Annotated in this window: 22 protein-coding genes; 7 read left to right on the forward strand and 15 right to left on the reverse strand. The window is 41.3% G+C overall.

Translation table 11 applies throughout. The annotated features are described in order from the left end of the window. Positions 1 to 129: 129 nt before the first annotated feature. The 13 genes from LKM37_08505 to LKM37_08565 form a co-directional block, all read right to left on the reverse strand. A complete protein-coding gene (locus LKM37_08505) occupies positions 130 to 1,143 on the reverse strand; it encodes an electron transfer flavoprotein subunit alpha/FixB family protein (GenBank protein MCI1721024.1) in 1,014 nt (337 codons plus the stop codon). A gap of 19 nt (positions 1,144 to 1,162) precedes the next feature. Beyond that, entirely contained in the window at positions 1,163 to 1,945 is a 783-nt protein-coding gene (locus LKM37_08510) for an electron transfer flavoprotein subunit beta/FixA family protein (GenBank protein ID MCI1721025.1), read from the reverse strand. A 9-nt stretch (positions 1,946 to 1,954) separates the two neighbouring features. Further along, positions 1,955 to 3,097 carry an acyl-CoA dehydrogenase gene (locus tag LKM37_08515; protein ID MCI1721026.1) on the reverse strand — a complete coding sequence of 381 codons (1,143 nt, stop codon included), beginning with the start codon at positions 3,095 to 3,097 and terminating at the stop codon, positions 1,955 to 1,957. A 15-nt stretch (positions 3,098 to 3,112) separates the two neighbouring features. Continuing rightward, positions 3,113 to 3,778 (reverse strand): 3-oxoacid CoA-transferase subunit B, encoded by a 666-nt coding sequence (locus LKM37_08520; protein MCI1721027.1) that lies wholly within the window; start codon positions 3,776 to 3,778, stop codon positions 3,113 to 3,115. Positions 3,779 to 3,850: 72 nt separating this feature from the next. Then, complete coding sequence (locus LKM37_08525) at positions 3,851 to 4,642, reverse strand: cobalamin-dependent protein (GenBank protein ID MCI1721028.1); 792 nt, start codon at positions 4,640 to 4,642, stop codon at positions 3,851 to 3,853. 2 nt (positions 4,643 to 4,644) lie between these two features. Beyond that, on the reverse strand, positions 4,645 to 6,204 hold the full coding sequence (locus LKM37_08530; protein ID MCI1721029.1) for a lysine 5,6-aminomutase subunit alpha: 1,560 nt from the start codon (positions 6,202 to 6,204) through the stop codon (positions 4,645 to 4,647). Between the two features lie 86 nt (positions 6,205 to 6,290). Beyond that, a complete protein-coding gene (locus tag LKM37_08535; protein MCI1721030.1) occupies positions 6,291 to 7,709 on the reverse strand; it encodes a hypothetical protein in 1,419 nt (472 codons plus the stop codon). A gap of 41 nt (positions 7,710 to 7,750) precedes the next feature. Continuing rightward, a complete protein-coding gene (locus LKM37_08540; GenBank protein MCI1721031.1) occupies positions 7,751 to 8,767 on the reverse strand; it encodes a hypothetical protein in 1,017 nt (338 codons plus the stop codon). Positions 8,768 to 8,779: 12 nt separating this feature from the next. Continuing rightward, complete coding sequence (gene ablA / locus LKM37_08545; protein MCI1721032.1) at positions 8,780 to 10,060, reverse strand: lysine 2,3-aminomutase; 1,281 nt, start codon at positions 10,058 to 10,060, stop codon at positions 8,780 to 8,782. A 13-nt stretch (positions 10,061 to 10,073) separates the two neighbouring features. Further along, on the reverse strand, positions 10,074 to 11,117 hold the full coding sequence (locus LKM37_08550; protein ID MCI1721033.1) for a zinc-binding dehydrogenase: 1,044 nt from the start codon (positions 11,115 to 11,117) through the stop codon (positions 10,074 to 10,076). 72 nt (positions 11,118 to 11,189) lie between these two features. Next, on the reverse strand, positions 11,190 to 12,020 hold the full coding sequence (locus LKM37_08555; protein MCI1721034.1) for a 3-keto-5-aminohexanoate cleavage protein: 831 nt from the start codon (positions 12,018 to 12,020) through the stop codon (positions 11,190 to 11,192). Between the two features lie 42 nt (positions 12,021 to 12,062). Next, positions 12,063 to 12,458: a 3-aminobutyryl-CoA ammonia lyase gene (locus tag LKM37_08560; protein MCI1721035.1), complete on the reverse strand. Its 396-nt coding sequence runs from the start codon at positions 12,456 to 12,458 to the stop codon at positions 12,063 to 12,065. Positions 12,459 to 12,493: 35 nt separating this feature from the next. Then, entirely contained in the window at positions 12,494 to 13,186 is a 693-nt protein-coding gene (locus tag LKM37_08565; protein MCI1721036.1) for a CoA transferase subunit A, read from the reverse strand. Positions 13,187 to 13,480: 294 nt separating this feature from the next. Here LKM37_08565 and LKM37_08570 point away from each other — a divergent pair, with 294 nt between their 5' ends. The 3 genes from LKM37_08570 (at position 13,481) to LKM37_08580 (ending at position 16,235) form a co-directional block, all read left to right on the forward strand. Then, positions 13,481 to 14,500 (forward strand): mechanosensitive ion channel, encoded by a 1,020-nt coding sequence (locus LKM37_08570; GenBank protein MCI1721037.1) that lies wholly within the window; start codon positions 13,481 to 13,483, stop codon positions 14,498 to 14,500. Between the two features lie 11 nt (positions 14,501 to 14,511). Next, positions 14,512 to 15,291: a short-chain-enoyl-CoA hydratase gene (locus LKM37_08575; protein ID MCI1721038.1), complete on the forward strand. Its 780-nt coding sequence runs from the start codon at positions 14,512 to 14,514 to the stop codon at positions 15,289 to 15,291. Positions 15,292 to 15,389: 98 nt separating this feature from the next. Next, on the forward strand, positions 15,390 to 16,235 hold the full coding sequence (locus LKM37_08580) for a 3-hydroxybutyryl-CoA dehydrogenase (GenBank protein ID MCI1721039.1): 846 nt from the start codon (positions 15,390 to 15,392) through the stop codon (positions 16,233 to 16,235). Positions 16,236 to 16,331: 96 nt separating this feature from the next. On the opposite strand, the gene LKM37_08585 is transcribed toward LKM37_08580, so the two are convergent. After that, positions 16,332 to 17,489, reverse strand: a complete 1,158-nt coding sequence (locus LKM37_08585; protein ID MCI1721040.1) for a 1-acyl-sn-glycerol-3-phosphate acyltransferase — start codon at positions 17,487 to 17,489, stop codon at positions 16,332 to 16,334. Positions 17,490 to 17,595: 106 nt separating this feature from the next. Continuing rightward, entirely contained in the window at positions 17,596 to 18,846 is a 1,251-nt protein-coding gene (locus LKM37_08590) for an S-adenosylmethionine:tRNA ribosyltransferase-isomerase (protein ID MCI1721041.1), read from the reverse strand. 535 nt (positions 18,847 to 19,381) lie between these two features. Here LKM37_08590 and LKM37_08595 point away from each other — a divergent pair. Genes LKM37_08595 through LKM37_08610 form a run of 4 tightly spaced genes read left to right on the forward strand, consistent with a single transcriptional unit; the run spans position 19,382 to position 23,814 of the window. Then, complete coding sequence (locus LKM37_08595) at positions 19,382 to 20,140, forward strand: helix-turn-helix domain-containing protein (protein ID MCI1721042.1); 759 nt, start codon at positions 19,382 to 19,384, stop codon at positions 20,138 to 20,140. A gap of 33 nt (positions 20,141 to 20,173) precedes the next feature. Further along, complete coding sequence (locus LKM37_08600) at positions 20,174 to 21,208, forward strand: quinone-dependent dihydroorotate dehydrogenase (protein ID MCI1721043.1); 1,035 nt, start codon at positions 20,174 to 20,176, stop codon at positions 21,206 to 21,208. Continuing rightward, positions 21,209 to 22,522, forward strand: a complete 1,314-nt coding sequence (locus LKM37_08605) for a CinA family nicotinamide mononucleotide deamidase-related protein (GenBank protein ID MCI1721044.1) — start codon at positions 21,209 to 21,211, stop codon at positions 22,520 to 22,522. It abuts the gene before it with no gap. Further along, positions 22,498 to 23,814: a beta-lactamase family protein gene (locus tag LKM37_08610; GenBank protein ID MCI1721045.1), complete on the forward strand. Its 1,317-nt coding sequence runs from the start codon at positions 22,498 to 22,500 to the stop codon at positions 23,812 to 23,814. The genes LKM37_08605 and LKM37_08610 overlap by 25 nt, the downstream gene beginning before the upstream one ends. The last annotated feature ends 36 nt before the right edge of the window (positions 23,815 to 23,850 follow it).

Raw genomic sequence — 23,850 nt, forward strand, 5'->3', positions numbered from 1 at the left:
TCTTTTTGGACTCCTCATGTCCGCTCCGTTTTTCTGACGTCAAAAGTATAAAGTTTATTTACAACCGCACTCCCGAACCCCGCTTTTGACCCCAATTTGTAACAAAAAATTAGCAAAAGGTGTTAAAAATTACTTTCCGCTCTCTTTTAGGCTCTTCGCCAGTTTTTCTGTAAGAAGAGGGATAATTTTATGTACATCTCCAACAATTCCAACGTCTGCAACTCCAAAAATAGGAGCAAACTTGTCCTTGTTGATAGCTATAATGAAATCACTCTCCTCCATTCCTGCAAGATGCTGAATAGCACCGGAAATACCACAAGCCATATACAAATTAGGACGTACTGTTTTACCGGTCTGTCCAACCTGTACATCATGCGGCATAACGCCGGCATCTACCATGGCACGAGAAGATGAAACCTCTCCGCCTATCACATCTGCAAGCTTTTGCAGTTTTGCAAAGCCCTCTTTATTACCAACTCCGCGGCCTCCGCTGACAAGAATCTTAGCCTCGGTAATATCAATCTGTCCCTTATTCTCTTTGACAGCTTTGACAAATTTTACTTTGAACTTTGACTTATCAAACTGAGGATCAAATGACTCAACCTCTCCTTTACGAGAAGGATCTTTTACCGCTTTCTGCATAACGCCGGGACGTACTGTTGACATCTGAGGTCTGTGATCCGGGCAAAGAATGTTTGCCATCAAGTTACCGCCAAATGCAGGACGAGTCATCATAAGCTGTCTGTCCTCAACAATATCAAGTCCGGTGCAATCTGCTGTCAAACCGGTAGCCAATCTTGCTGACAATCTTGGTCCCAAGTCTCTGCCTATTGTTGTTGCGCCCAAAATGAAAATACTTGGTTTGTATTTTTCAATAGCCTGATATAGGGCCTGAGAATATTGCTCAGTTAAATAATCCTTTAATTCTGGTTTATCTATAACTATCACTTTATCAGCACCCCAAGCAAATAAATCTTTTGCTTTATCTGCAATCTTATATCCCGGGAAAAGTCCGACGACTTTCTCTCCAAGGGCATCGGCAAGTACTCTTGCCTTACCTAAAAGCTCCAAAGCAACGGACTGGATTTCTCCCTCCCTTTGCTCAACGAAAACGTAAACGTCTTTATAATCTGCTATGTTCATCTCTTTTAGTATTAGGCAATTAAATAATAAATTTTTCTTTCATCTTATTGATGATGACATCAACAGCTTGTTCGGTGTCAACCTCATAAACTTGTCCGGCAGCCTTGGTATCTTTAGGATATGCTTTCTTAACCTTTGTAGGTGAGCCATTTAGACCTAGCTGCGCAGGCTCAACTTTAATCTTGCTTGCAGGCCAAATCTCAACCTCTTTATTGTAAGCGTCAATAATTCCGCCTACAGTCATATACCTTGCTTTATAAGCAGTTGCAAGAACAGTTAACAAAGCAGGACCTTCAACTTCCAAAAGTTCATATCCCTCTTCTGTCTCTTTCTTTACAACATACTTGTTTTCACCTTTCTTCTCAAGTCCGATTACATAAGAAACCTGTGGTAATCCAAGATGCTCAGCCATTTCAGGGCCTACCTGTGCAGTATCTCCATCAATAGCCTGACGTCCTGTTATTACAAGATCATAATCCAAAACTTTAAGAGCTCCGGCAAGAGCGCGGGATGTAGCCAAAGTATCTGCACCTGCAAATGCTCTGTCTGTCAATAGAATAGCTCTATCAGCACCCATTGCAAAAGCCTCTCTCAAAATTGCATCTGCCTGAGGAGGACCCATCGTGATAACAGTTACATTTGCACCACACTGCTCTTTAAGCTGAAGTGCAAGCTCAAGTCCTCCCTTATCATCGGGGTTCATAATTGACGGAACACCCTCACGGATAAGAGTATGCTTTACCGGATCAATCTTTACTACTGTAGTATCCGGAACTTGTTTAATACAAACTACTATATTCATATCTCCTCCTTATTTTTTGAACAGCTGAGCTGCAATTACCATTCTCTGTACTTCTGATGTGCCCTCATATATTTCTGTAATCTTGGCATCTCTCATCATTCTCTCGACAGGATATTCTCTTGTATAACCATATCCGCCGTGGAACTGTACAGCCTTTGTAGTTGTATCCATAGCAGTCTCAGCAGCAAATAGTTTTGCCATTGCTGCATCAGCTGAGAATTTCATTCCTTTGTCTTTCTTCCAGGCAGCGCTTCTTACCAAAAATCTAGAAGCCTCTATTCTTGTCTGAAGATCAGCCAATTGGAATTGTGTATTCTGGAATTGAGATAGAGTGCGACCAAACTGTCTTCTCTCCATGCAATACTTAACAGTCTCATCCATAGCGCCTTGAGCAATACCAAGAGCTTGGGCTGCAATACCAATTCTACCTCCGTCCAAGGTCTTCATTGCAATTGCAAAGCCGCCGCCAAGTTTGCCAAGCATGTTCTCTTTTGGAATTCTGCAGTTCTCAAATATCAGCTCGCAAGTAGCGCTTCCTCTGATACCCATTTTCTGCTCTTTCTTTCCAATTGAAAATCCGGGAGTTCCCTCTTCTACGATGAATGTTGTGATTCCGTGATTGCCCTTTGACTTATCAGTCATGGTAGCAATTACATACACATGTGCATAGCCTGCATTGGTGATGAAAATCTTGGTACCGTTAAGTACGTAGTAATCACCATCTTCTACGGCCATTGTCTGTTGTGCGGAAGCATCAGTTCCGGCATTAGGTTCAGTCAAGCCAAAAGCTCCAAGCCACTCGCCGCTGGCAAGTTTTGGAAGGTACTTTTTCTTTTGCTCTTCTGTTCCGTTGTCAAGGATTGCATCCTCACAAAGAGAAGTATGAGCAGAAACAACAACGCCCGTAGTTGCACAAACTCTAGAAAGTTCCTCAACTGCAATGGTGTACATAATATGATCACCACCGGCGCCGCCGTATTCTTTAGGAGTAGGGATTCCAAAGATTCCAAGTTTTGCCATCTTTTGGATGTTCTCTACCGGAAACTTCTCCTCCTCATCTACCTCAGCAGCAAGAGGTTTAACCTCTTTCTCCGCAAATTCGCGGATCATCTGCTGAAATAGTTTTTGGGGTTTGGTTAATTCAAAATCCATAGTTACATTATTAAGTTAAAATTGAATTTTCTTTAAGTCCTTGGCAATGATAAGGGTAGCTTCTGTAGCAGCCTGTACTTGCTCAGGGGTAAACTCAGGGTTAATCTCAGAAAGAACAATACCGTCCTTTGTGATGTTCATTACACCCATCTCTGTGATAATCATATTTACCTGACCTGCAGCAGTTAACGGAAGACGGCATTTCTTAAGAATTTTAGGATTGCCCTTTGCAGTATGCTCCATGGTAAGGATAACTTTATTTGCGCCGACAAGAAGGTCCATTGCACCGCCCATTCCCGGAGCTCTCTTTCCAGGGATAATCCAGTTGGCAAGGTCACCATTTTCTGCAACCTCCAAAGCACCTAGGAATGTGACATTTACATGTCCGCCTCTAACCATTCCAAAGCTTGTTGCAGAATCAAAAGATGCGGCACCCTTCTCATAAGAAATATATCCGCCGCCGGCATCAATCCAGTGTGGATCTCTCTTTCCCTGGCCGGGATCAGCAGCCATTCCAAGAACTCCGTTCTCAGACTGAATCGTACACTTTACACCCTCAGGCAAAAAGCTTGGGATAAGTGTAGGTAAACCAATACCTAAATTAACGACGTCTCCGTCCTTAACTTCAAGAGCAGCCCTTTTGGCTATGAACTCTCTAATTTGATTTTTATCCATCATGATTAATTAAAATTAATTATTGTTAATTATTTTGTTCTGTATAATCTTGTTACTCAGTATTATATTTTCAACAGTTTATTTTTTAGGATGTCTCTTAACATACTCTTCTGCAACATAAGAACCTACATCATCTGCATAAGTATTCATACCAAATCCGGCATCAAAACCTAACTCTTTTGCAAGTTCATGGCTAATTCTAGGTCCTCCGCAGACAACAATCATCTTGTCTCTGAGTCCCTCAGCCTCCATTAGTTCTATAAGATTAGTCAAGTTCTTAATATGCACGTCTTTCTGTGTAACAGTCTGAGAAACAAGCAACGCATCTGCATGCAGTTCTATTGCCTTTGCAAGAAATTCCTCATTAGGAACCTGGCTACCAAGGTTGTGTGCATCAAACATTTTATATCTCTCCAAACCGTAATGTCCTGCATATCCTTTCATATTCATAATTGCGTCAATACCAACGGTATGCGCATCCGTTCCGGTGCTTGCGCCAACAACTATAAGTGGACGTCCGACATTCTCCTGTATATAAGTATCGGTATCATCCATGCTCATAACTTTTGAGTCAACTTTTGGAACATGAATATCAGTGTAATTTACAGTATGCGTAAGATTGCCGTAGCAATTAAAAAATGTGAATCCCGGAGTTAGCTCCTGTGAAAAAACAACCAAAGGATTCTCAAAACCCATCTTCTTAATTAGCTGTTTTGCAGCCTCTACCGCTTCAGCGCCGGCGGGGACGGGAAGAGTAAAGCTCAACTGTACTTTTCCGTCATTCATCGTATCGCCGTAAGGCTTTACTTTTTTAAGGTCAAGTGTCTTATCAAAATTCTTGGCCTCCATTGAATACAAACCTTCACTCATCTTTATTTCCTCCCTTTCATTAAATCAATAAATGGATTTCTATAATTTGCACCTTTCTCAGCAACACCGGCAAGTCCCTTTCCTCCGTTCTTTGGTCTCTTTACATCCGCAAAGATTCCCTCCTCCAGAGAGTTGAACAAACCTTTCTCTTTCATCTGGCTAAGCAGAGCTATTGCCTTATCCAACACCTCTTTAGCGCGGTTGCGGATAATTCCGTCCTGCTTGAATTCAACCTCTTCTCCAATATCATGCATATTGTTGAAGATATATCTTGCATTCTCTATAGACAAAAATCTATCTGACATAAACGGAGTATGTATTGCCTCTGTCGGCATACCAAGAAGCTGTATGCCCTGGTGCGTCCAAATACCTACTACGTTGAATAATGCATCCTGAATATGACCTCTGAAAATGTTGCCGGTCATGAACTTTGTAGGAGGCATATATTTAAGCGTTGCATCCGGGAAAATCTCTCTTGTCATCTGGGCCTGAGCAAGTTCCAGCAAGAATCCATTCTTTAGCATTGGATCCATTTCAAATGCGTGTCCTAGTCCCATCTGTTTTTCCGGAAGACCGGAGAACAACGCAAGCTGCTCATTTATAAGGTCTGATGCAAGTACGGTGTGAGCCGCCTCAACTGCATCGGCAGTAGTAAGGTAGTTATCCTCACCAGTATTTATTATTACTCCGGCAAAGCCGTTAATGATTCTAGAGAAATATTGGTCAACCAACGTTCTCTGCATGTTAATGTCTCTGAACAAAATACCGTAAAGAGCATCGTTCAACATAACATCCAGTCCCTCAATGGCTCCCATAATTGCAATCTCCGGCATGCAAAGACCTGAACAGTAATTGCATAAACGTACATAGTGATGAATTTCCTCTCCAACTTCATCAAGAGCTTTTCTCATGATGCGGAAATTCTCCTGCGTTGCAAACGTTCCGCCAAATCCCTCTGTTGTTGCTCCGTAAGGAACATAATCCAGAAGACTTTGTCCGGTAGTTCTGATAACTGCAATAACATCTGCGCCCTGTCTTGCACCGGCCTGAGCCTGAATGCAATCCTCGTAGATATTACCTGTCGCGACAATGATATATATGTAAGGTCTGTTGGTATCCTCTCCGTACTCCTTAATATATTCCTCTCTTCTAAGTCTGCGGTCTCTTATTTTCTTGATAGTTGCATCTATCACAGGCTGAATTGTTTTCATCAAAACTTTCCAGTCCGTAACCTTTGCCTCTTTTGTAATATCAAGAGTTCCCTTTGCAACTTTTTCCGCTATTTGCTGTGGTTGCAATCCTGTACTAATCATTGCATTAGCAATGAAGAACAAAGCGCCTTGACCAAGCACTCCCTTGTCTTTGAGCTCATCTACAACTCTATTTGGAATTGGAACCATATTCTCATCTACGCCGTCAATTCCAAGCGCGCGGCAGATAGTTCTCTCTGTAGCTACAGTTGTATAGTGCTCCACAAAAGACTGCACGTCAGTGGCTATGTCTTTGGCAAGCCCCTTAGCCTTTGCAACCTTGTTAAAATCTAAACCTAATTTACTCTGCATTTTAAATTACTTTTAGTTGTGAAGTATTATTTATTATTAATTAATTTTTTAATCTCTTTTGTCCTGTCATTTTTTTATCCCGACAGTTATTTTTTCTGTTTTGCAAGTTCTTTCTTGGCCTCTGCAATCCACTGCGGATTAATCTTTAAGCTCTCAGCAATACTAATTGCCTCATGCGGAATATCCCCGCTGTGCGTCTCCTGCAATCTGTAATCCATCTTCCCATCCTTAAGTCCATTAACTCTTAACCTGCGGAAAAAATCTCCCGCAATATTGTAATGGGTTGTAAGAAGCACTGATAACTTCTTTCCTCTCAACACATTAAGCAATGCCGTTACAAGCGCGGTTCCCTCAATAGGATTTGTCGTCCTGGCCGGCTCATCAATCAGGGCCAGAATTCTATCGCCCGCATCGGCACTCTGAAGCACCTGATTCACAGCCTTTATCTCACCTGCAAAGGATGACAGTCCGCTCAATTCATTCTGCTCATCTCCAATGCAAACCATCACATTTTTCTTAATGTCAACAACCGCACTCTTTGCAGCAACTCCAAACCCAAACTGGAACAGCAGCTGATTAAGCGCGCTCATCTTAAGCACTACAGTCTTGCCACCCATGTTGGCTCCGATAATCGTCACAGGCTCAAGCGCAAAGTCTATATCTACCGGAACAAACTTTTTCTTCTCAACCTGAGATAAAGCTGCAACATTCTCTTTATCATATACATCCACAATCTGCGGATGGAACATTCCCTTATATACCGTGCGCCCGTCAGCTGAAATCTGCGGGAAGCACATTTTCATCTTTTTAATCTGCTGCACTTTAGCAAGCAGCACGTCAAGAGCCGCCATCTTATCAATTGCGGCATACAAATCCTTTATATGCCTCTTTAATTTTCCCGACAGTTCCTCTCTTATCTTGCTCTCCAAAAGCTGCTCTTTATCAATCAAATCCACTATTCTGCCATCAGTAGCCTCATCCTTCTTTCCAGCAGACTCCGCCGCCTGCAATTTTTTAAGCTCGCTTCTGATTCTTCCAAGGTCCTTAGAATAAGAGTCATATACATAAAAACTCTCTATCTTCATTCCGTCGGGATCCAAAATGGAAATCACAGTCTCCAGGTTAGGAAGCTGCACATCCTTAAGGCCCAGGTCATTAACCATGTCAGTTACAGATGAGCAAAGCAGCCCCAAATATTTGATTTCAAATAAATCAATATCATCCAGCACTACATCTTTATTCAGGCGAGCCAAAGTTCCGGTAATATCACGCAGGCACATCAGCCTGTGGTCCAGGGTCTCCAGCTTGGAAAGAGAATTCTTCCCCTCCCCGTATAAAGCTTCATACGCATTCTTAAGTTTCTCATAACAATCCTTAATTTCTGCGGGATTGGTCATCAATTCCGTATCAAGCAATTTGCTTCTGCCGCAGCTGCTTTGCAACTGCAGAGAATCAAACATAAACCTGAATCCGCAAGGACTATCTAAAAAACTCTTAAAAAGCATACTTAAAATTTTACTCTATCCCCTCTTGCAACAAAATATATCTATACTTTATCTTTATTCTTAACAATGTCATATACAGGAACTTGTATTGCCTCATGCAATTTAGCGCACAGCAAATCGGAATCAAGTACAATTCCGCGCGGAGACGTTGGATTAACACAAACGGCAATCAGCCTGCTCTTTTGAAGGACCTCTATCCTCCCCCCCCTTTTCATGAACAATCTGTAGGCCTCTTCTGTTACAAAAATCTTTGTAAAGTCCCTGACCAGCAGTACAATTTCTTTGACTTCCCTGGAATCTGATATCATGTTCAGAAACCTGTCAGTCAGCGCGCCCGCAACAAAAACAGCTTTGCAATCTTTTGTAAGACTACCCTGTATTTTGTCTATGGTAAGGGAAGATGCAACTTTAAAATCTATCAGCTTCCCCTGGCGGCTCAATCCCCACACACCTTTTTCAATCTCCAGAAAAGTCTCTCTCAGAGACTCTTCCGCTTTTTTAATCCCTACAAGTTCTACAATGAATTTTGTTTTCCGCACAAGCCTATCCATATTAACGGAATAAGCAGCTCCCGTTGTTAAAACCAGACTCTCGCTCACAGCCGGAGATGCGCTGCTTAGCCTGGATAACGCTCCATCTATTATTGTAAGATTTACGTTAAACTTATTAACCCCTGCAACCCAGCGTCTTAATGACGCAGCTGATGAAGGTCCGCTAAGCAAAATCTTCCCCCCTATCAAAACTTTTGCGGTAACAATTCTTCCCAAAGAACTTCTCTCATTTGTAATCTCCACTAGTTCACTTAATAGCTGTCGTGACCTGTAAAATACCTCAGCAGTAGAGAAATACATCCCCTCTCTCAATGCTATCTCAGGCTTGGCCGTTCCGGTCACCTGATCCTTGCTCTCCCCATCTATCCCAATTGAGGTTACCGCCACCTTACATTGCGGCGGCAACCTTTTCAGGATAAAATTCAAACATTCTGTCTTCCCGGTATTCTTCTCCAGCCCCACAATAGAGAGGCTTTTGTATTTTGTTATTTCACCTATGAAAGACATAATGCGGTACAATTACTTTTTTACGGCTCCGCGTCTCTTTGCCCTCTCAACTCTCTCTAGATGAGCTGGTTCAATAGACATACCTTTGCCTTCCAGAAGACCTACGACGCCCTCGCACTCGTGCTTCTCCTTGCAATACTTGCAATTGCACTTCTCGTCTTTGTAGTCTGTCGGTTCTGTATAGGTTGTAATAACGCCCTCATAATTTCTAAGGACAACCTTTCCGGGAGCCATGGAAATTATATAGTTAGGCATGATTGGAGTTTTTCCTCCGCCGCCCGGCGCATCAATTACAAAAGTAGGAACTGCAAATCCGCTGGTGTGTCCTCTTAGACCTTCCATTATCTCAATGCCCTTGCTTACAGGAGTTCTGAAGTGTTCAAGACCCATGGACAAATCGCACTGATAAATGTAATATGGTCTAACTCTCATCTTTACAAGCTCATGCACAAGTTTCATCATGATGTTTACGCAATCATTGATGCCCCTTAGGAGAACAGACTGGTTTCCTAATGGAACACCGGCATCTGCAAGTCTTGCGCAAGCAGCAGCTGACTCAGCTGTAACTTCCTGAGGATGATTAAAGTGCGTATTCAACCAAATTGGATGATATTTCTTAAGCATGTTGCAAAGCTCAGGAGTAATTCTCTGAGGGCAAACAACCGGAGTTCTGGTTCCGATTCTGATAATCTCAACGTGGTCAATTGTACGAAGCTCTTTGATGATAGACTCAAGTCTCTCATCAGAAACCATCAAAGCATCTCCGCCGGAAAGAAGAACGTCTCTAACCTGAGGAGTATTTCTGATATATTCAATAGCCTTCTGCACATTGTCCATAGAGTTTGCCTTATCTGTCTGACCCGTAAATCTTCTGCGGGTGCAGTGACGGCAATACATTGAGCACATGTCAGTTATAAGAAGAAGAACTCTATCCGGATAACGGTGTGTTAATCCAGGAACAGGAGAATCTATATCTTCATGCAGCGGATCAAGCAGGTCGCCGACAGATTTATGAGTCTCATAAATTGTTGGTATGCACTGCTTTCTAACAGGATCTTCTGGATTGTTAGGGTCAATCAAACTTAAATAGTAAGGAGTGATGGCCATTCTCAAAGTCTTCAAAGACTCTTTGATACCCTCTTGCTCCTCTTTAGAAAGCTTAATGTATTTCTTAAGATCTTCTAAAGTTTCTATTCTGTTTTTGACCTGCCAGTGCCAGTCATTCCACTCGGCATCTGTAACCTTTGGGAACAACTCTTTTCTTCTGGAAACGTTTGAATATTTAGCTGCCATAACCAGTTAAAAATTAAGCATATAGTTCAGTGAAAACTTTTCTCAACTTAGGGCACTCTCTAAGTTCCTGCAAAGTAATCTCCGCATGGCCCTTAGTGTAACCGTTGCCGATAATCATAGTAACATCTTTGCCAACGCCCTCTGCGCCAAGAGCTGCTTTTGTAAAGCTTGTAGCCATAGAGAAGAAATATACAACGCCGTCATCCTTTGTGCAAAGAACGCTGGTCATCTCTGTGTCATTGATGTTTACGTTATTGATAGTAACATCGCAAAGCTTACCGTTGGTAAGTTTTTCAATCTTCTCCAATACCGGAACAGGCTGAGTTGCATTAGCTGTGAATACAACGTCGCAGAAGCCAAGATCCTCTAGTCTCTTAGCACTCTTCTCGCTGTGGCATAGTCCAATAACTTTACCTGTAACGCCTGCTCTCTTCTTAGCCTCATAGCAGCAAAGCATTCCGCTCTTTCCGCCAGCGCCAATGATAAGAACTGTATCGCCCGGTTTAACCAGCTTAGCTGTCTGTGCAGGAGCACCTGCAACGTCAAGAGCAGAAAGAGCCAGTTTCTCAGGAAGATCTGTCGGGATTTTAGCATAAATTCCGCTCTCAAATAGAATTGCTTTTCCTTCAATATCTACTTGGTCAACGTCAGCGCGAATCTCTTTAATCTTGTCAATTCTAAGAGGGGTAAGAGAAAGAGAAACCAATGTCGCAATCTTATCTCCAACCTTAAGATCAATTTTGCCTTTAAGAGCATCACCAATCTTCTCAACTTTGCCAAGAAGCATTCCACCTGAACCAGTCCAAGGATTGCGGTGTTTGCCTTGTTTAGCTACGATGTCCATCATAATCTCGGCAATCTTCTTCTTGTCGCCGCCTGCTCTTGTGGAAATATCTGTAAATGAAGCAGAATCAATATTTAATGTTTGAACGTTGATAAGGATTTCATTATCATAGATTTCATCCATGTTGTTGTCAATCTTATCAGCTGGCTGTGGAAGCACACCCTTTGGTGAGATAACTCTGTGTGTTCCGTACTTGTTACCTTTCTTTTGCATAAAACTTAATGTTTTAAATGTTATTATTTGTTTAATTGTTATTTGATTTCAAAAAAATATGGGGCTTCTCCGTTATTTCTTTAGCGGTGCAAGTCCCAGTATCTGACGTGCTTCTGCAGGTGTTGCAATCTCTCTTCCAAACTCTTTTGCAAGACGTACAACTTTAGCCACAAGCTCTCCGTTGCTCTTTGCAAGTACTCCTTTGGATAGATAAACATTATCCTCAAAGCCAACTCTTACATGGCCTCCGTGAATAATTGCCATTGCTGCAAGAGGAAATTCATAACGTCCTACTCCGGCTACGGTATAAGTGGAACCTGCTGGTATTGAGCCTGCAAGGAATGTGAAGTCTCTAATATCTCCTCCAATTCCTCCGTTAACTCCCATAACAAAATCCCAATGAATAGGAGATTTTACATATCCCTTCTTTGCAAGGCGGATGCACATCTCAATCATGCTCTTGTCAAAAACTTCGCACTCAGGTTTGATGCCTCTTTCAATCATCTTCTGACCAAAATATTTAATGGTGTTTTCTGTATTTTCAAAAACATCATCGCCTCCAAAATTCATTGTGCCACAGTCAAGTGTAGCCATTTCCGGATTAAGTTCAGTTGGCTGAAGACGCTCGTCGTTTGTCATGCCGACGGCACCGCCCGTAGAAGGTTGAATGATAACATCAGGGCAAGCCTTTCTGATAGCATCCATAATTACCTTAAACCTGGCCTTATCCTGAGTCGGCTTTCCGTCATCATACCTTACATGAAGGTGAATGATGCTGGCTCCGGCCTCGTAAGCGCTCTTGGCTTCTCTTACGTATTCATCTACTGTATAAGGCACTGCAGGGTTATTCTCTTTTGTAACTTCTGCACCGCTCACACAATTTGTTATAATTAATTTTTCCATTTTCTTAAAAATTACCGTCGTGATAATAAAGGTCCCGACAGATTATTTATTGTTTTTTCTCTGGCACTTTGCAGGAACAACGCAAGTTCCGCTAGCCTTGCAAACTAAAATTGGCTCTGCCAAAACATCTGCTGCTGAGTCAGATACATCGGGACGAGGAGCAATTACCTTCTTTGCCTCAAACACCATTTTACGTGATGTGTTGCCGACATGTGTAATTTCACCTGTAGCCTCAATATAATCGCCTGCATGAACCGGAGCTATAAACTCCACATTATCATAAGCTTTGAAAAGTCCCTCATCACCGTCATTAATAATTAACAGTTCTGTAGCAACGTCTCCAAATAGCTTAAGCATGTGTGCTCCGTCTACAAGTCCGCCGCCGTAATGAGCATCCTCTCCGCCCATTCTCAATCTTATAAGTGATTTCTTTACCATTGTATTTCTTTTATTTATAGCCTCTTATGTAAGAATTACTCTCTTACTTTCTGAAGCTTGTTGCTAGATTGATATAGATAAGTTACATAAAGAGAAGGAGTTATAATCTCTTCTGGTTTGAAAGTTCCGGCAGGAACAATCTTCTCAGCCTCAACGATAACTACATCAGCTGCAGTTGCCATTAGAGGGTTGAAGTTTTGGGAAGTACCTACGTATGAGCAGTTTCCAAGTTCATCAGCAACTGTTGCTCCAATAAGAGCTACATCTGCGTGAAGTGGTCTCTCCAAAATATAAGTCTTTCCGTCAACAGTAACTTTCTGCTTAGGAGTCTTGCCATCCTGCTCAAACTCCATAACAGTTCCAAGACCTGTTGTTGTAAGAACACCGCCAAGTCCGCAGCCGCCGCAGCGAATTCTCTCTGCAAGAGTGCCTTGAGGGCAGAATTCAACTTTAAGTTCACCTGCATTCATCTGAGCTGCAGTATCAGGATTTGTTCCGATGTGAGTAGCAAGAAGATGAGAAACCTTGTGATTACCAATTAGATTACCATTTCCAATTCCCTGATATGCAGTATCATTGGAAATGATTGTAAGATCTTTAACTCCTGTCTTTGAGAGAGCCTCAAGGATATCTAGAGGAGAACCGGCAGATAGGAATCCGCCAACCATAACTGTCATACCGTCCTTAATCTTAGAAACGGCATCCTGTAATGAAATTCTTTTGTTCATATACAAAAAGTTTAAATTATTAATTATTTCTTTTAGACTCTATTATTCAATCTTTTTTTCCGCCGCACAGTATCTGCAGAATCGTCTGCCCATACCTTAGGCGGCTTGCAAATATAACAAAAAATGTGATACAAAATATAACAACCTTGTTATATTTTATAAACATTTGAATGTGAATAATATTTTGCGCTTTAAAGGGGGCAAAAAGGGCTTTTTTTTGGTAAATTTGCAAACGCAGTTGTTAGAGAGAGTCCAAACTGCCATTTTGGGAGAAAGTATAACTAATTTGAGTATATGATTACACTTTTCAATTATCTGATAGCTTTTCTTGGGACCGATGTTGCGGAAGACGCGCAAAAGCTTGCTGCTCAAGCACAACAAACAACACAGGCAGCCGCAGCAAAGGCAGATTCCCTTCTGCCTAACGCGATGGGCATAAAATCCACCGTCGACAGCGTCTCCCACATGAATACCAGCCAGATTTTTTCCTTCATTACTGACAAAGGACTAAACCTTGGCACTAAGATACTTGCAGCCATTGCAATATATTTGATAGGAGCATGGCTGATTAAGAAAATCAAAAATATCACCCGCAGAATCTTCACAAAGAAAAACGTTGACCCGTCGCTGTCCTCTTTTGTGCTAAGCACCGTAAGTATCTTGCTTACACTGATTTTAATAATAGTCACGATAGATACTCTTGGCGTTGACACAACATCTTTTGTTGCCTTGCTGGGAGGTGCCGGACTTGCAATAGGCATGGCCCTGTCTGGAACTTTACAGAACTTTGCAGGAGGCGTCATGATTTTGATATTCAAGCCATTCAAGGTTGGCGACATGATTGAGGCGGAAGGATTTATAGGAACAGTTTCTGCTATTGAAATTATATCAACGCACATGACTACGCCTGACAATAAGAAAATAATTCTTCCTAACGGCGCGCTTTTCAACGGAATAATAAATAACTATTCTGAGATGGGCACAAGAAGATGCGACTGGATAATTGGAATAACCTACGGAGATGATGCTGATAAAGCTAAAGAGTTGTTAATCAACATTATAAAGAGCTGTCCTCAAATCATGAAGGAGGATGCGCCGGAAGCTCCTTCCGCATTCATAAACAACCTTAGCGCGAGTTCAGTGGATATTGCCGGAAGAGGCTGGGTAAAGACAGATGATTATTATACAGCCATGGCTTACGTCACGGAAAAAGTTTACGCAGAATTTCCAAAAGCAGGATTAAGCTTTCCTTATCCGCACATGGATGTTACAATGAACAATGCCACTAAAAATCAAGAAGATAAAAAGAATTAAATTATACTATCATGAACTACACAAAACTAATAGTAGAAGTAAAGGATAAAATCTGCACGGTAAAGATTAATAATCCGGAGGCCATGAATGCCCTAAATTCAACCATTCTATCAGAGCTGGACGCAGCATTCACGGAAATTGCTGCAAATGACGGAGTTTCAGTTGTTGTCATTACCGGTGAGGGACGAGCTTTTGTGGCCGGAGCGGACATTTCACAAATGAGCACCATGAACGCTACTGAGGGCAAAGCCTTTGGAGTTCAAGGTTCTGCAGTATTCAGAAAAATAGAAAATCTGGATAAGCCTGTTATTGCCGCAATTAACGGTTTCGCACTTGGCGGAGGCTGCGAACTTGCAATGGCCTGCGACATTAGGATTGCATCTAACAAAGCTAAGATTGGGCAGCCTGAAACCGGACTTGGAATAACTCCAGGATTCTCTGGAACTCAGAGACTTCCAAGAATAGTAGGTCTTGGCAAGGCAAAAGAAATTATCTATACCGCAAAACCTATTACCGCAGATGAAGCATACCGCATTGGCTTGGTTAACAAAGTAGTAGAGCCGGAAGCTCTTATGAACGAGGCATATGCCATGGCAGCCCAAATTGCAAAGAACGCCCCTATTGCATTGAAATACAGCAAAGAAGCTATAAACAAAGGAATGCAGACAGATATAGATTCAGCTATTGCTTTGGAGAATGATTTGTTTGCTCTTTGCTTCTCCACTGAGGACCAGAAAGAGGGAATGAAGGCATTTTTTGAGAAGAGGCCTGCAGAGTGGAAAAAGAAATAACTGTCGGGATAAAAATATAACATGTTTGTTTTATGCCTAACTTTGCGTAGAACAAGCAAGAAAATTTACATATAGTTTAACTTTAAATACTTATAAATATGAAAGTTGCAGTAGTTGGTAACGGTACAATGGGACATGGCATTGCTCAGGCATTTGCCACCGCCGGCCATGACGTTTTACTAAAAGGGCGCAGTGAAGCTTCACTGGGCAGGGCTCATAAAGCCATTGAAAAATTCCTTACAAGAAGCGTAGAAAAAGGAAAGATGGAAGCTGCCGTAAAAGACAGCATCCTTGCTAAGATTACCGATACTATGAAGTATGAGGATCTTAAAGACGCAGATCTTGTAATTGAGGTAGTTGCAGAGGATATGGCAACAAAGAAAGAGATTTGGCAGACACTTGATAAGGTTTGCAAACCAGAAGCTATTCTTGCTACAAATACTTCCTCTTTGTCAATCACAGAAATTGCATCATTCACAACTCGTCCTCAAAATGTAGTTGGAATGCACTTCTTCAATCCGGTTCCGCTTATGAAACTAGTTGAAGTTATCAGCGGCCAGCTAACTTCCAAAGAAGTTCATGATAAGGCAATTGAGATTGCAAAGGCTGTTGGAAAGACTCCTGTAAGCGTTAACGAGGCTCCGGGATTTGTTGTAAACAGAATCCTTATTCCTCTTGTAAATGAGGGAGTTGGAATCCTTGCAGACGGAGTTGCATCACGCGATGAGATTGATGCGGCTATGAAGCTTGGAGCTAACCATCCAATGGGACCTCTAGAGTTAGGTGACTTGATTGGCTTGGATGTTTGCCTTGCAATCATGGAGGTTCTTTACAATGAATACGGAGACAGCAAGTATCGTCCACATCCACTTCTTAAGAAGATGGTACGTGCAGGTCTTCTTGGTAGAAAGACTGGAAAGGGCTTTTATGATTATAGTAAGTAACAGCCTAATTGTCAATATAAAAGCCGCTTTTTCAAGCGGCTTTTTTTTATGTCTTTTTTGCAAGTCATTCATGGAATAAAATAACTCTGAGCAAGGTTACTTCTCCTGTGATTTGACAGGATTGGCGTAAATGCCCAGGAAGATTTCCCTCAGCTCTGCTGCATCTCCCTCCAGCGTACTTAGCTGTTTGGCTGCATATTCTTCAAAATGAGCCTTTTGTTCAGGAGTGTAATGAGAGGAATATTTGCCTGCGGCTGAATTGCCAGCCTGCGAACTGCCTGCTTCTGCAGCCAGCAAATCTGCGGCAATGTAGTTGTTGGGCCACAGCCTGTATGTGCGATGAATCTGTTTGTCAATAATTTTTGCAAGCTCTTGGAAGCGCTCATTTTTAGTAAATTGAGCACAATACTCAACTTCTTTTGGAAGAACCGGCTCTGTAAATTCAAAATGAATATTCCCCTTCCACTGAGTAAGCCCGGTTAGGATGCTATTATAATCTTCATCTTCTCCTTTCACATATTTCTGCCTGCGTGAGACATAAAGCTCATGCGTTTTGAATGCATCACAAGGCTCATACTCATAGGAAATTGCAACGGGCAAAATGTCAAGAGCTTCCATATCTTTTACAAAATCTCCGCTTCCGCTCATATCCAGCATCTTAAGCAGCCCCTGCTCCGTTAAGTCAATTCCGTCTTTTGTGCGGCCGTTGCGCTGTGCAATCCAAATAGAACTCCTTTGGCCTGCCACCTTATACCTAATGTATTCAGAAAGAATCTTGGATGTATTGTAAACCTCTCTGGGAGAAGTAGTTCTGATGACTTTTATCATCTTGTTGGAACGGGCGATATCCTCAATGAACTGGGATGAAATAAGATTATCACCCACGGCCATTTCCGTAGTCTTAATCTTATGATTGTGCAGAATCAGCTGAATTATAGCGGAATCCAGTACAATATCGCGATGGTTTGTTATGATTACATGCGTACGGTTTGCGTCAAAATAATGCAATCCGTTGAAAGTCAGCTTATCCGCTGTCCCTTTCAAGATAAGAGAAACAACCATGGCCATTATTCTGTCCTGAAAATCATCTACAGAATAACATGACAGGAGAACCTTTCTAAGTTCCTCTTTATTAGCAATTTTAAGAAACTCCGCAATATCTTTTATAAAAGGGTTGGCCGCAATTCTCTCCACCGCCGGGTGGACCTCAGAATCATTATATGGCCTTATGCCGTCAAACTTGCTTAAATCCATTTCATTAGGAGTGTCCGCCTGCTGGCGGGACGCTGTTTTGTTTTGCAGAGCAAAGGTAATAATTTAAACCTCAATCGCTCTTTAATTTACAAATTCAGAAAAACCATCAGTTTCTAAAGAGCAGGCAGCTATCACCATAGCTCAAAAAACGATAACCATTCTCCAGCGCATGTTTGTATGCATCTTTCCATCCGTCTCCTATTATTGCTGCAATCAGCAGAAGAAGAGTACTTTGAGGCTGGTGAAAATTTGTAATTTGAATATCAATTACATGAAATTTGTACCCCGGTACTATAATAATAGAAGTACCCGCAACCAGACGCTGCAGGTTGTTTGCATCTAAGTATCTGATAATAGCCCCTATAGACTCTTTTAACGTATATCCATACTCTCTATCATAAGGTGTCCATTGCCCCACAACTTCCGGAGAAAAGCCTTTTAAGGGTTTTAACCCTCCGTTTAGGCCTGAAACAGCTATTTCAGCTTCAATACACTGAACACCAATAAAATACAATGATTCAAGTGTTCTGGTTGTTGTAGTCCCGACAGATATCACCTTCTCTTCCGGCCGCAGAGCGGCAAGGTCAGCAAGGAACTGTCGGGATACAGAAAATGGCTCAGTATGCATATTGTGGTCAGCTATAAACTCGCTCTTTACGGGAATAAATGTGCCGGCGCCAACATGAAGACATACATTATCCCTCTTAATTCCCTTATTATCAAGAGATTTAAGCACTCTGTCCGTAAAATGGAGTCCGGCGGTAGGAGCCGCTACAGAACCCTCAATCTTAGCATAGATAGTTTGATAGCGGGTTTTGTCTATAGATTCTGTCTTCCTATTTAAATAAGGAGGGATAGGCACCTGCCCGCACATATCCAAAACCTCTGAAAATGTGTCATTTGTATCCCATTTAAACTTAACAACAGAGCCTTTTTCATCCCCTTTCTTAACAAGTTCAGCCCTCAAATTGACTCCCCCGACATCAGCAATAAACTGGATATCTCCATCTTTCCAACGCTTTGCATTACCAAGAACAACATTCCATTCACAGCTTCCAACGCTTGCAAAAGACATCACATAGTCTTTCGGAGAGGTTGGATTCAGGCATAAGATCTCAATGACGGCGCCCGTAGGTTTGCGAAAATGGAGCCTGGCCGGGACAACTTTTGTGTTATTAAAAACCATAAAAGAGTTATCCGGAAGGTATCTATCTAGATTAAAAAAGTTATCATCTTTGATTTTATCTTTTCTAAATACCAACAGCTTGGAACTGTCACGTTCTGCCAGCGGATACTTGGCAATTCTCTCCTCAGGGAGAGAGTAGGTGAAATCTGCTATTTTAATTTTTGGCCTCAATTCTCAAATTTTCTTGCAAAGGTAATGAAATGTTAGGTTAAGATGAAATCGTTGAAAATACGCAATTTTCGTATTTAAATATTTTGCAAGTTTGAACAGCCTAAGTTCACAAAAATGTACACAAAAATGAACTTTTGCGCAGTTCTCATCACGTAAACAATTGCGGAGTATAACTTTTTTTTATTTTAAATTTTATAAATTTATAACATACTGATATTATGTAATTTAATGTAATTTACCTAAAGTTTAATTTAAAATAATTTTGTCTTATTTTTTTGAAAAAATGCGTAATTAAATGATTTTAGCTCAAAAATAATTACATAAAATGCTGATTAATAATAATATAAATAATTTAACTTAAATTACATCTTTAAATTTGGATGCATTTGCGTAATAAGCTTTACAGATATCTGCAAAAGGGATTTGGAAAGAGGTACGCAAGGTGTTCACAAATGTGTACACAAGAATGAACAGCAATAATATTTTACAATTCACAAAATATTGTTTAAATTTGTAGTAATTAAAGTTTACAAAGATGAAAGAGCGTTTTCAAACCATTCTCAACCTGGAAAAATTATCAGCGGCTCAGCTTGCCGCTATACTGGGAATTCAACGTTCCACCCTATCTAATATTCTTGGCGGACGCAACAATCCAAGCTATGAAGTAATCCACGGACTACTGACAAAATTGCCGAATTTGAATATAGATTGGTTGCTTACCGGAGAGGGTCAACCCTACCGGAATCTGCAAAAAAATTTCAGAGGCGACGTGATTTCAAAGGATAAAGACGGGGAGCAAAATTCATCGGAAAATTCAGAAAGCGGAGAGCCGGAAAATTTTGACGGCAACAAATCAGACCTTTTTGGATTTGAAAAAGCAGATGACGATTTCCCTGTTGACTCAGATTTTACTCAGCCGCAAAACCAACAGCAGCCGGCTCCCCATTCTCAACAAGCACAGCCGCAGCAAGCAGCCCAACCTGCAAGGACAGCTCCTGTTTCAGCTCAACCTGCTGCAAATCAATCAAATAAGCTGTCGGGAGCTACAAATGATAACATAATAGCCAGGCAGGAAGCTCAAAAAAAGGAGAGAGAAAAGCAAGAAATGCAGGCAAAGATGAAAATGCTGCAACAAATTGTAAATGAGAAAGCTGCAGCTGAAAAGCATGCATCACAACCCTCTGAGAATCGCGTAAACGGGGCCACCTTGACTCCCGCAGGGGAAACAAAAGAGCTAAAAAAAGTAATTTTGCTCTACTCCGATAATTCATTTGATGAGTACGAGAAGAATTGAGTAAATTTGTCACCGCACAAATTTTAAATTGAAATGTATAAACTTATAAGGCCGCTGCTGTTTACAATGCAGCCGGAGAGGATACATGACCTTGTCGTTGACGGTCTTAAAATGCTAAGGGACATACCACTGGCCAGAGCATGCGTGCGGATGCTGTTTAATTATAAAAACCCCAAGCTGGAAAAAGAGGTATTTGGAGTCACTTTTAAGAACCCAATAGGACTTGCCGCCGGCTTTGACAAAAACGGCGATGTCTATAATGATATGGCGGATTTTGGATTTGGGTTTATAGAAATTGGGTCCTTAACGCCAAAAGCACAGCCCGGAAATCCACAGCCAAGATGCTTTAGAATCCCTAAGGATGAGGCCATTATAAACAGGATGGGTATAAACAACAAGGGGGTCAAACATGCGGTTTCATTCATCAAAAAGCATCATCCAAATTGCATAATAGGAGGAAGCATCACAAAAGGGAAAGATACTCCGGTAGAGGAAGCGTCCAAAGATTATGAAATTTGCTTTGAATACCTTTACGATATAGTGGACTACATTGCGCTAAACGTCTCATGTCCAAATGTTAAGGACCTTTACAAGTTGCAGGATGCAACAAATTTGTCGGAGATTATAGACAGACTTCTGGAGCTGCGCAGAATGTACGATGAGTACCGCCCTATCCTTCTTAAAGTTTCTCCCGATATTCCTTATACTCAGCTGGATGAGATAATTGATACAATTCTTGTTTCAGGTCTCGACGGTGTAATTGCCACAAACACAACAATTAGCAGAGACGGGCTTAAGACGGAAAATAAAACATTGGATGACATAGGAAATGGCGGACTAAGCGGAGCTCCCCTATTTAAAAAGAGCCTGGCATTTGTTGAATACATTGCGCGCAAAACACAAGGAACGCTCCCTATTATTGCAAGCGGAGGTGTCATGACGCCTAAGCAGGCAAAGCAGATGCTGGATGCCGGAGCCTCTCTGGTTCAAGTATATAGCGGCTTTATTTACAACGGACCAAGCTTTGTAAAAAAAATTAACAAGTACCTTGTTAAGAATATGAAGTAAATGAGCTGCAGGAAAAATCTTGCAGGACAAATAATATATAAAATGGTTACAGCATCTATATGTACAATTGGAGATGAGCTTTTAATTGGCCAGGTTGTGGACACAAACTCATCAATGATTGCAGTGCAATTAAATAAAATAGGAGTAAAAGTAAACTCCATGGTCACCTGCGGAGATAACCGCAAAGACATCCTCACATTCATAGAAAAATGCCTTAAAACTACTGAAGTTGTGATAGTTACAGGAGGACTTGGACCGACCAAGGATGACATCACAAAAAAAATTTTAGGTGAGTTAAGCGGAAGCAAGAAAGATGTCCGCAATAAGGAGCAATTTGATATTATTGAAAGAATTCTTACTGCGCGCGGAGTGCAGATGCTGGAAATCAACAAGCTCCAGGCTTCTGTTCCTGAGACCTGTACGGTAATTCCAAACAGAGTGGGCACCGCTCCGATTATGCAATTTGCTTTCCCTAAAAGCAAGTACGGAAGAAAAAATCTTCTGTTCTCCATGCCTGGCGTACCATTTGAAACGGAGCATGCGTTGCCAAATATAATTGCCTCTATAAAAGAGCATTACAAGCTTGATGATATATTTCACAAGACAATCAGCACAATGGGAATTCCGGAGTCTTCCCTGGCTATGAAAATAGAAAAATGGGAGGATGCGCTTCCAAAAAATCTTCATCTTGCATACTTGCCTGACCCTATTCTTGGAGTTAGACTAAGGCTCTCAATTTATGGAACAACCCAGAAAGAGGGAGAGAAAGAGTTGAAAAAATACTCCGCCTCTCTGTCTAAAATTCTTGGTGATGCTATTTACAGTTTTGATGGAGAAGCCCCTTATGAAGTAATAGGAAAAATGTTGTTGAAGAAGAAGGCAACTATCTCAACTGCAGAATCTTGTACAGGAGGTTTCCTTGCGCACTTAATTACCTCAGTTCCAGGAGCCAGCAGATATTTTTACGGCAGCGTTATTTCTTATGATAACAGCATAAAGATGGGAGTTCTTGGCGTGAGCAAAAAAATTCTTGATACATACGGAGCGGTTAGCGAACAGTGTGTCAGAGAGATGGCGGAGGGGGTAAGAAAGAGATTGAACACTACGTACTCAATTGCAACATCAGGAATTGCCGGACCTGGCGGAGCAACAAAAGAGAAACCACTTGGTACTCTGTGGATTGCAGCATCAGGTCCAAAAGGTACAGTTACAATGACAAAGGCTTTCAGAAATACTCGTGCTGTAAATATTAAAAGATTTGCATCCGGCGCTCTGGACTTTTTCAGATTATGTATGCAGAGAGAATTGATCTAAAACTGTCGGGACCTAAAAAGAAAATAAACAAAACATATATTATGAACAACAAGAAACCTTTTTACGCACTGTATAAATGCTTGTATTTTAGTTCATTAACTCTATTAACATTATTAGTTATGGTCTCCTGCGGAAAGAAAGCAAATAAAGACAAAGTTGCCGTAGCAATGGATGAAGTTGATTCTCTGTTTACTGCGCACTATTCAGTTGACGGAAATGAAAATCCGAAGTTTACAAATCCGGGAGGAGCCGTACTTATTATGAAGGGTGATTCCATCATATTTGATAAAGGATACGGAATCGCAAATTATGAGGATTCATCTAAAATTGACGGTAATACATTTTTTAATATAGCATCTTGCTCAAAACAATTTTCAGCAGTAGCAATACTAAAAATGGATGACCAGAAACTACTTGATATTCACAAGAGTATCTATGATGTTACACCAAAGGCGCTGCCATATCTTCCTCCGAAAAGAGCTCCATTTACTGCAATTACAATTGCAAATTTAATGTCTCACTCTTCCGGAATTCCTGATGCGCGTCCGCGTGATGATAGAGAGTTTGTGCTTAAGGCAACCGATATGCAGTCCATTGAATACATGAAGAACCTGGATAGTCTGCATTTTACGCCGGGCACTCAGTATGAGTATATTAACCCAACCTTCCAGCTGCTTTACCTTTTTATAGAGAAGATAAGCGGAGAACCGTTTGAGCAATATATGCATGATAATATCTTTGTCCCGGCCGGGATGGACAGCACTGTTTATTTTGAACCGGACAGAAAAATTCCTCACATGGCTCACGGCTATGTAACTGATACTCCGGAGGCTAAAGAGGCAGCTAAGAAGTTCCATGAATATGATTACGGAGAAGAATCTTTCTTTGCAACCAAAGCCGACGGCGGAATTTACACCTCTACGCATCAGTTTGTAAATTGGATAAAAGCCCTAAGAGATAACAAGATTATTTCTCCAAAAATTAAAGCAGAGGCACAATCTCCTGTAACCAAAATTTCCGGGAGCAAATACTGCGATTATCAAAACAGGCCAAACACATATTATGGTTACGGATGGTTCATAGAGCAGCAACCTGGATTTCCCTTAAAAGTCTATCATACAGGAGATAACGGAGGCTTCCAAATTTATGAAGCATTCTTCCCTAGTGCAAATCTTACGGTCCTTGTGTTTGAAAACCGCAATGACCATGACCGCTGGGATATGGTTACCGCGTTGGATAAAATTTTGAAAAAGGCCGGTTTGATGGAGCCAGAAAATAAGCTAAAAAAATAGGACTTCAAGGAAGTTTAAGCAAATAAAAAGAGCCGG

The sequence above is a fragment of the Bacteroidales bacterium genome (assembly GCA_022647615.1).
In the GTDB taxonomy this organism is placed as follows: domain Bacteria; phylum Bacteroidota; class Bacteroidia; order Bacteroidales; family UBA932; genus Egerieousia.

Coding starts and splice junctions, on each gene's coding strand:
- LKM37_08515 (MCI1721026.1), bottom strand. CDS start 3,097: ATGGATTTTGAATTAACCAAACCCCAAAAACTATTTCAGCAGATGATC.
- LKM37_08570 (MCI1721037.1), top strand. CDS start 13,481: ATGATTACACTTTTCAATTATCTGATAGCTTTTCTTGGGACCGATGTT.
- LKM37_08550 (MCI1721033.1), bottom strand. CDS start 11,117: ATGCAAAAGAAAGGTAACAAGTACGGAACACACAGAGTTATCTCACCA.
- LKM37_08580 (MCI1721039.1), top strand. CDS start 15,390: ATGAAAGTTGCAGTAGTTGGTAACGGTACAATGGGACATGGCATTGCT.
- LKM37_08535 (MCI1721030.1), bottom strand. CDS start 7,709: ATGCTTTTTAAGAGTTTTTTAGATAGTCCTTGCGGATTCAGGTTTATG.
- LKM37_08560 (MCI1721035.1), bottom strand. CDS start 12,458: ATGGTAAAGAAATCACTTATAAGATTGAGAATGGGCGGAGAGGATGCT.
- LKM37_08555 (MCI1721034.1), bottom strand. CDS start 12,020: ATGGAAAAATTAATTATAACAAATTGTGTGAGCGGTGCAGAAGTTACA.
- LKM37_08595 (MCI1721042.1), top strand. CDS start 19,382: ATGAAAGAGCGTTTTCAAACCATTCTCAACCTGGAAAAATTATCAGCG.
- ablA (MCI1721032.1), bottom strand. CDS start 10,060: ATGGCAGCTAAATATTCAAACGTTTCCAGAAGAAAAGAGTTGTTCCCA.
- LKM37_08530 (MCI1721029.1), bottom strand. CDS start 6,204: ATGCAGAGTAAATTAGGTTTAGATTTTAACAAGGTTGCAAAGGCTAAG.
- LKM37_08585 (MCI1721040.1), bottom strand. CDS start 17,489: ATGGATTTAAGCAAGTTTGACGGCATAAGGCCATATAATGATTCTGAG.
- LKM37_08605 (MCI1721044.1), top strand. CDS start 21,209: ATGAGCTGCAGGAAAAATCTTGCAGGACAAATAATATATAAAATGGTT.
- LKM37_08575 (MCI1721038.1), top strand. CDS start 14,512: ATGAACTACACAAAACTAATAGTAGAAGTAAAGGATAAAATCTGCACG.
- LKM37_08610 (MCI1721045.1), top strand. CDS start 22,498: ATGTATGCAGAGAGAATTGATCTAAAACTGTCGGGACCTAAAAAGAAA.
- LKM37_08600 (MCI1721043.1), top strand. CDS start 20,174: ATGTATAAACTTATAAGGCCGCTGCTGTTTACAATGCAGCCGGAGAGG.
- LKM37_08510 (MCI1721025.1), bottom strand. CDS start 1,945: ATGAATATAGTAGTTTGTATTAAACAAGTTCCGGATACTACAGTAGTA.
- LKM37_08505 (MCI1721024.1), bottom strand. CDS start 1,143: ATGAACATAGCAGATTATAAAGACGTTTACGTTTTCGTTGAGCAAAGG.
- LKM37_08540 (MCI1721031.1), bottom strand. CDS start 8,767: ATGTCTTTCATAGGTGAAATAACAAAATACAAAAGCCTCTCTATTGTG.
- LKM37_08565 (MCI1721036.1), bottom strand. CDS start 13,186: ATGAACAAAAGAATTTCATTACAGGATGCCGTTTCTAAGATTAAGGAC.
- LKM37_08525 (MCI1721028.1), bottom strand. CDS start 4,642: ATGAGTGAAGGTTTGTATTCAATGGAGGCCAAGAATTTTGATAAGACA.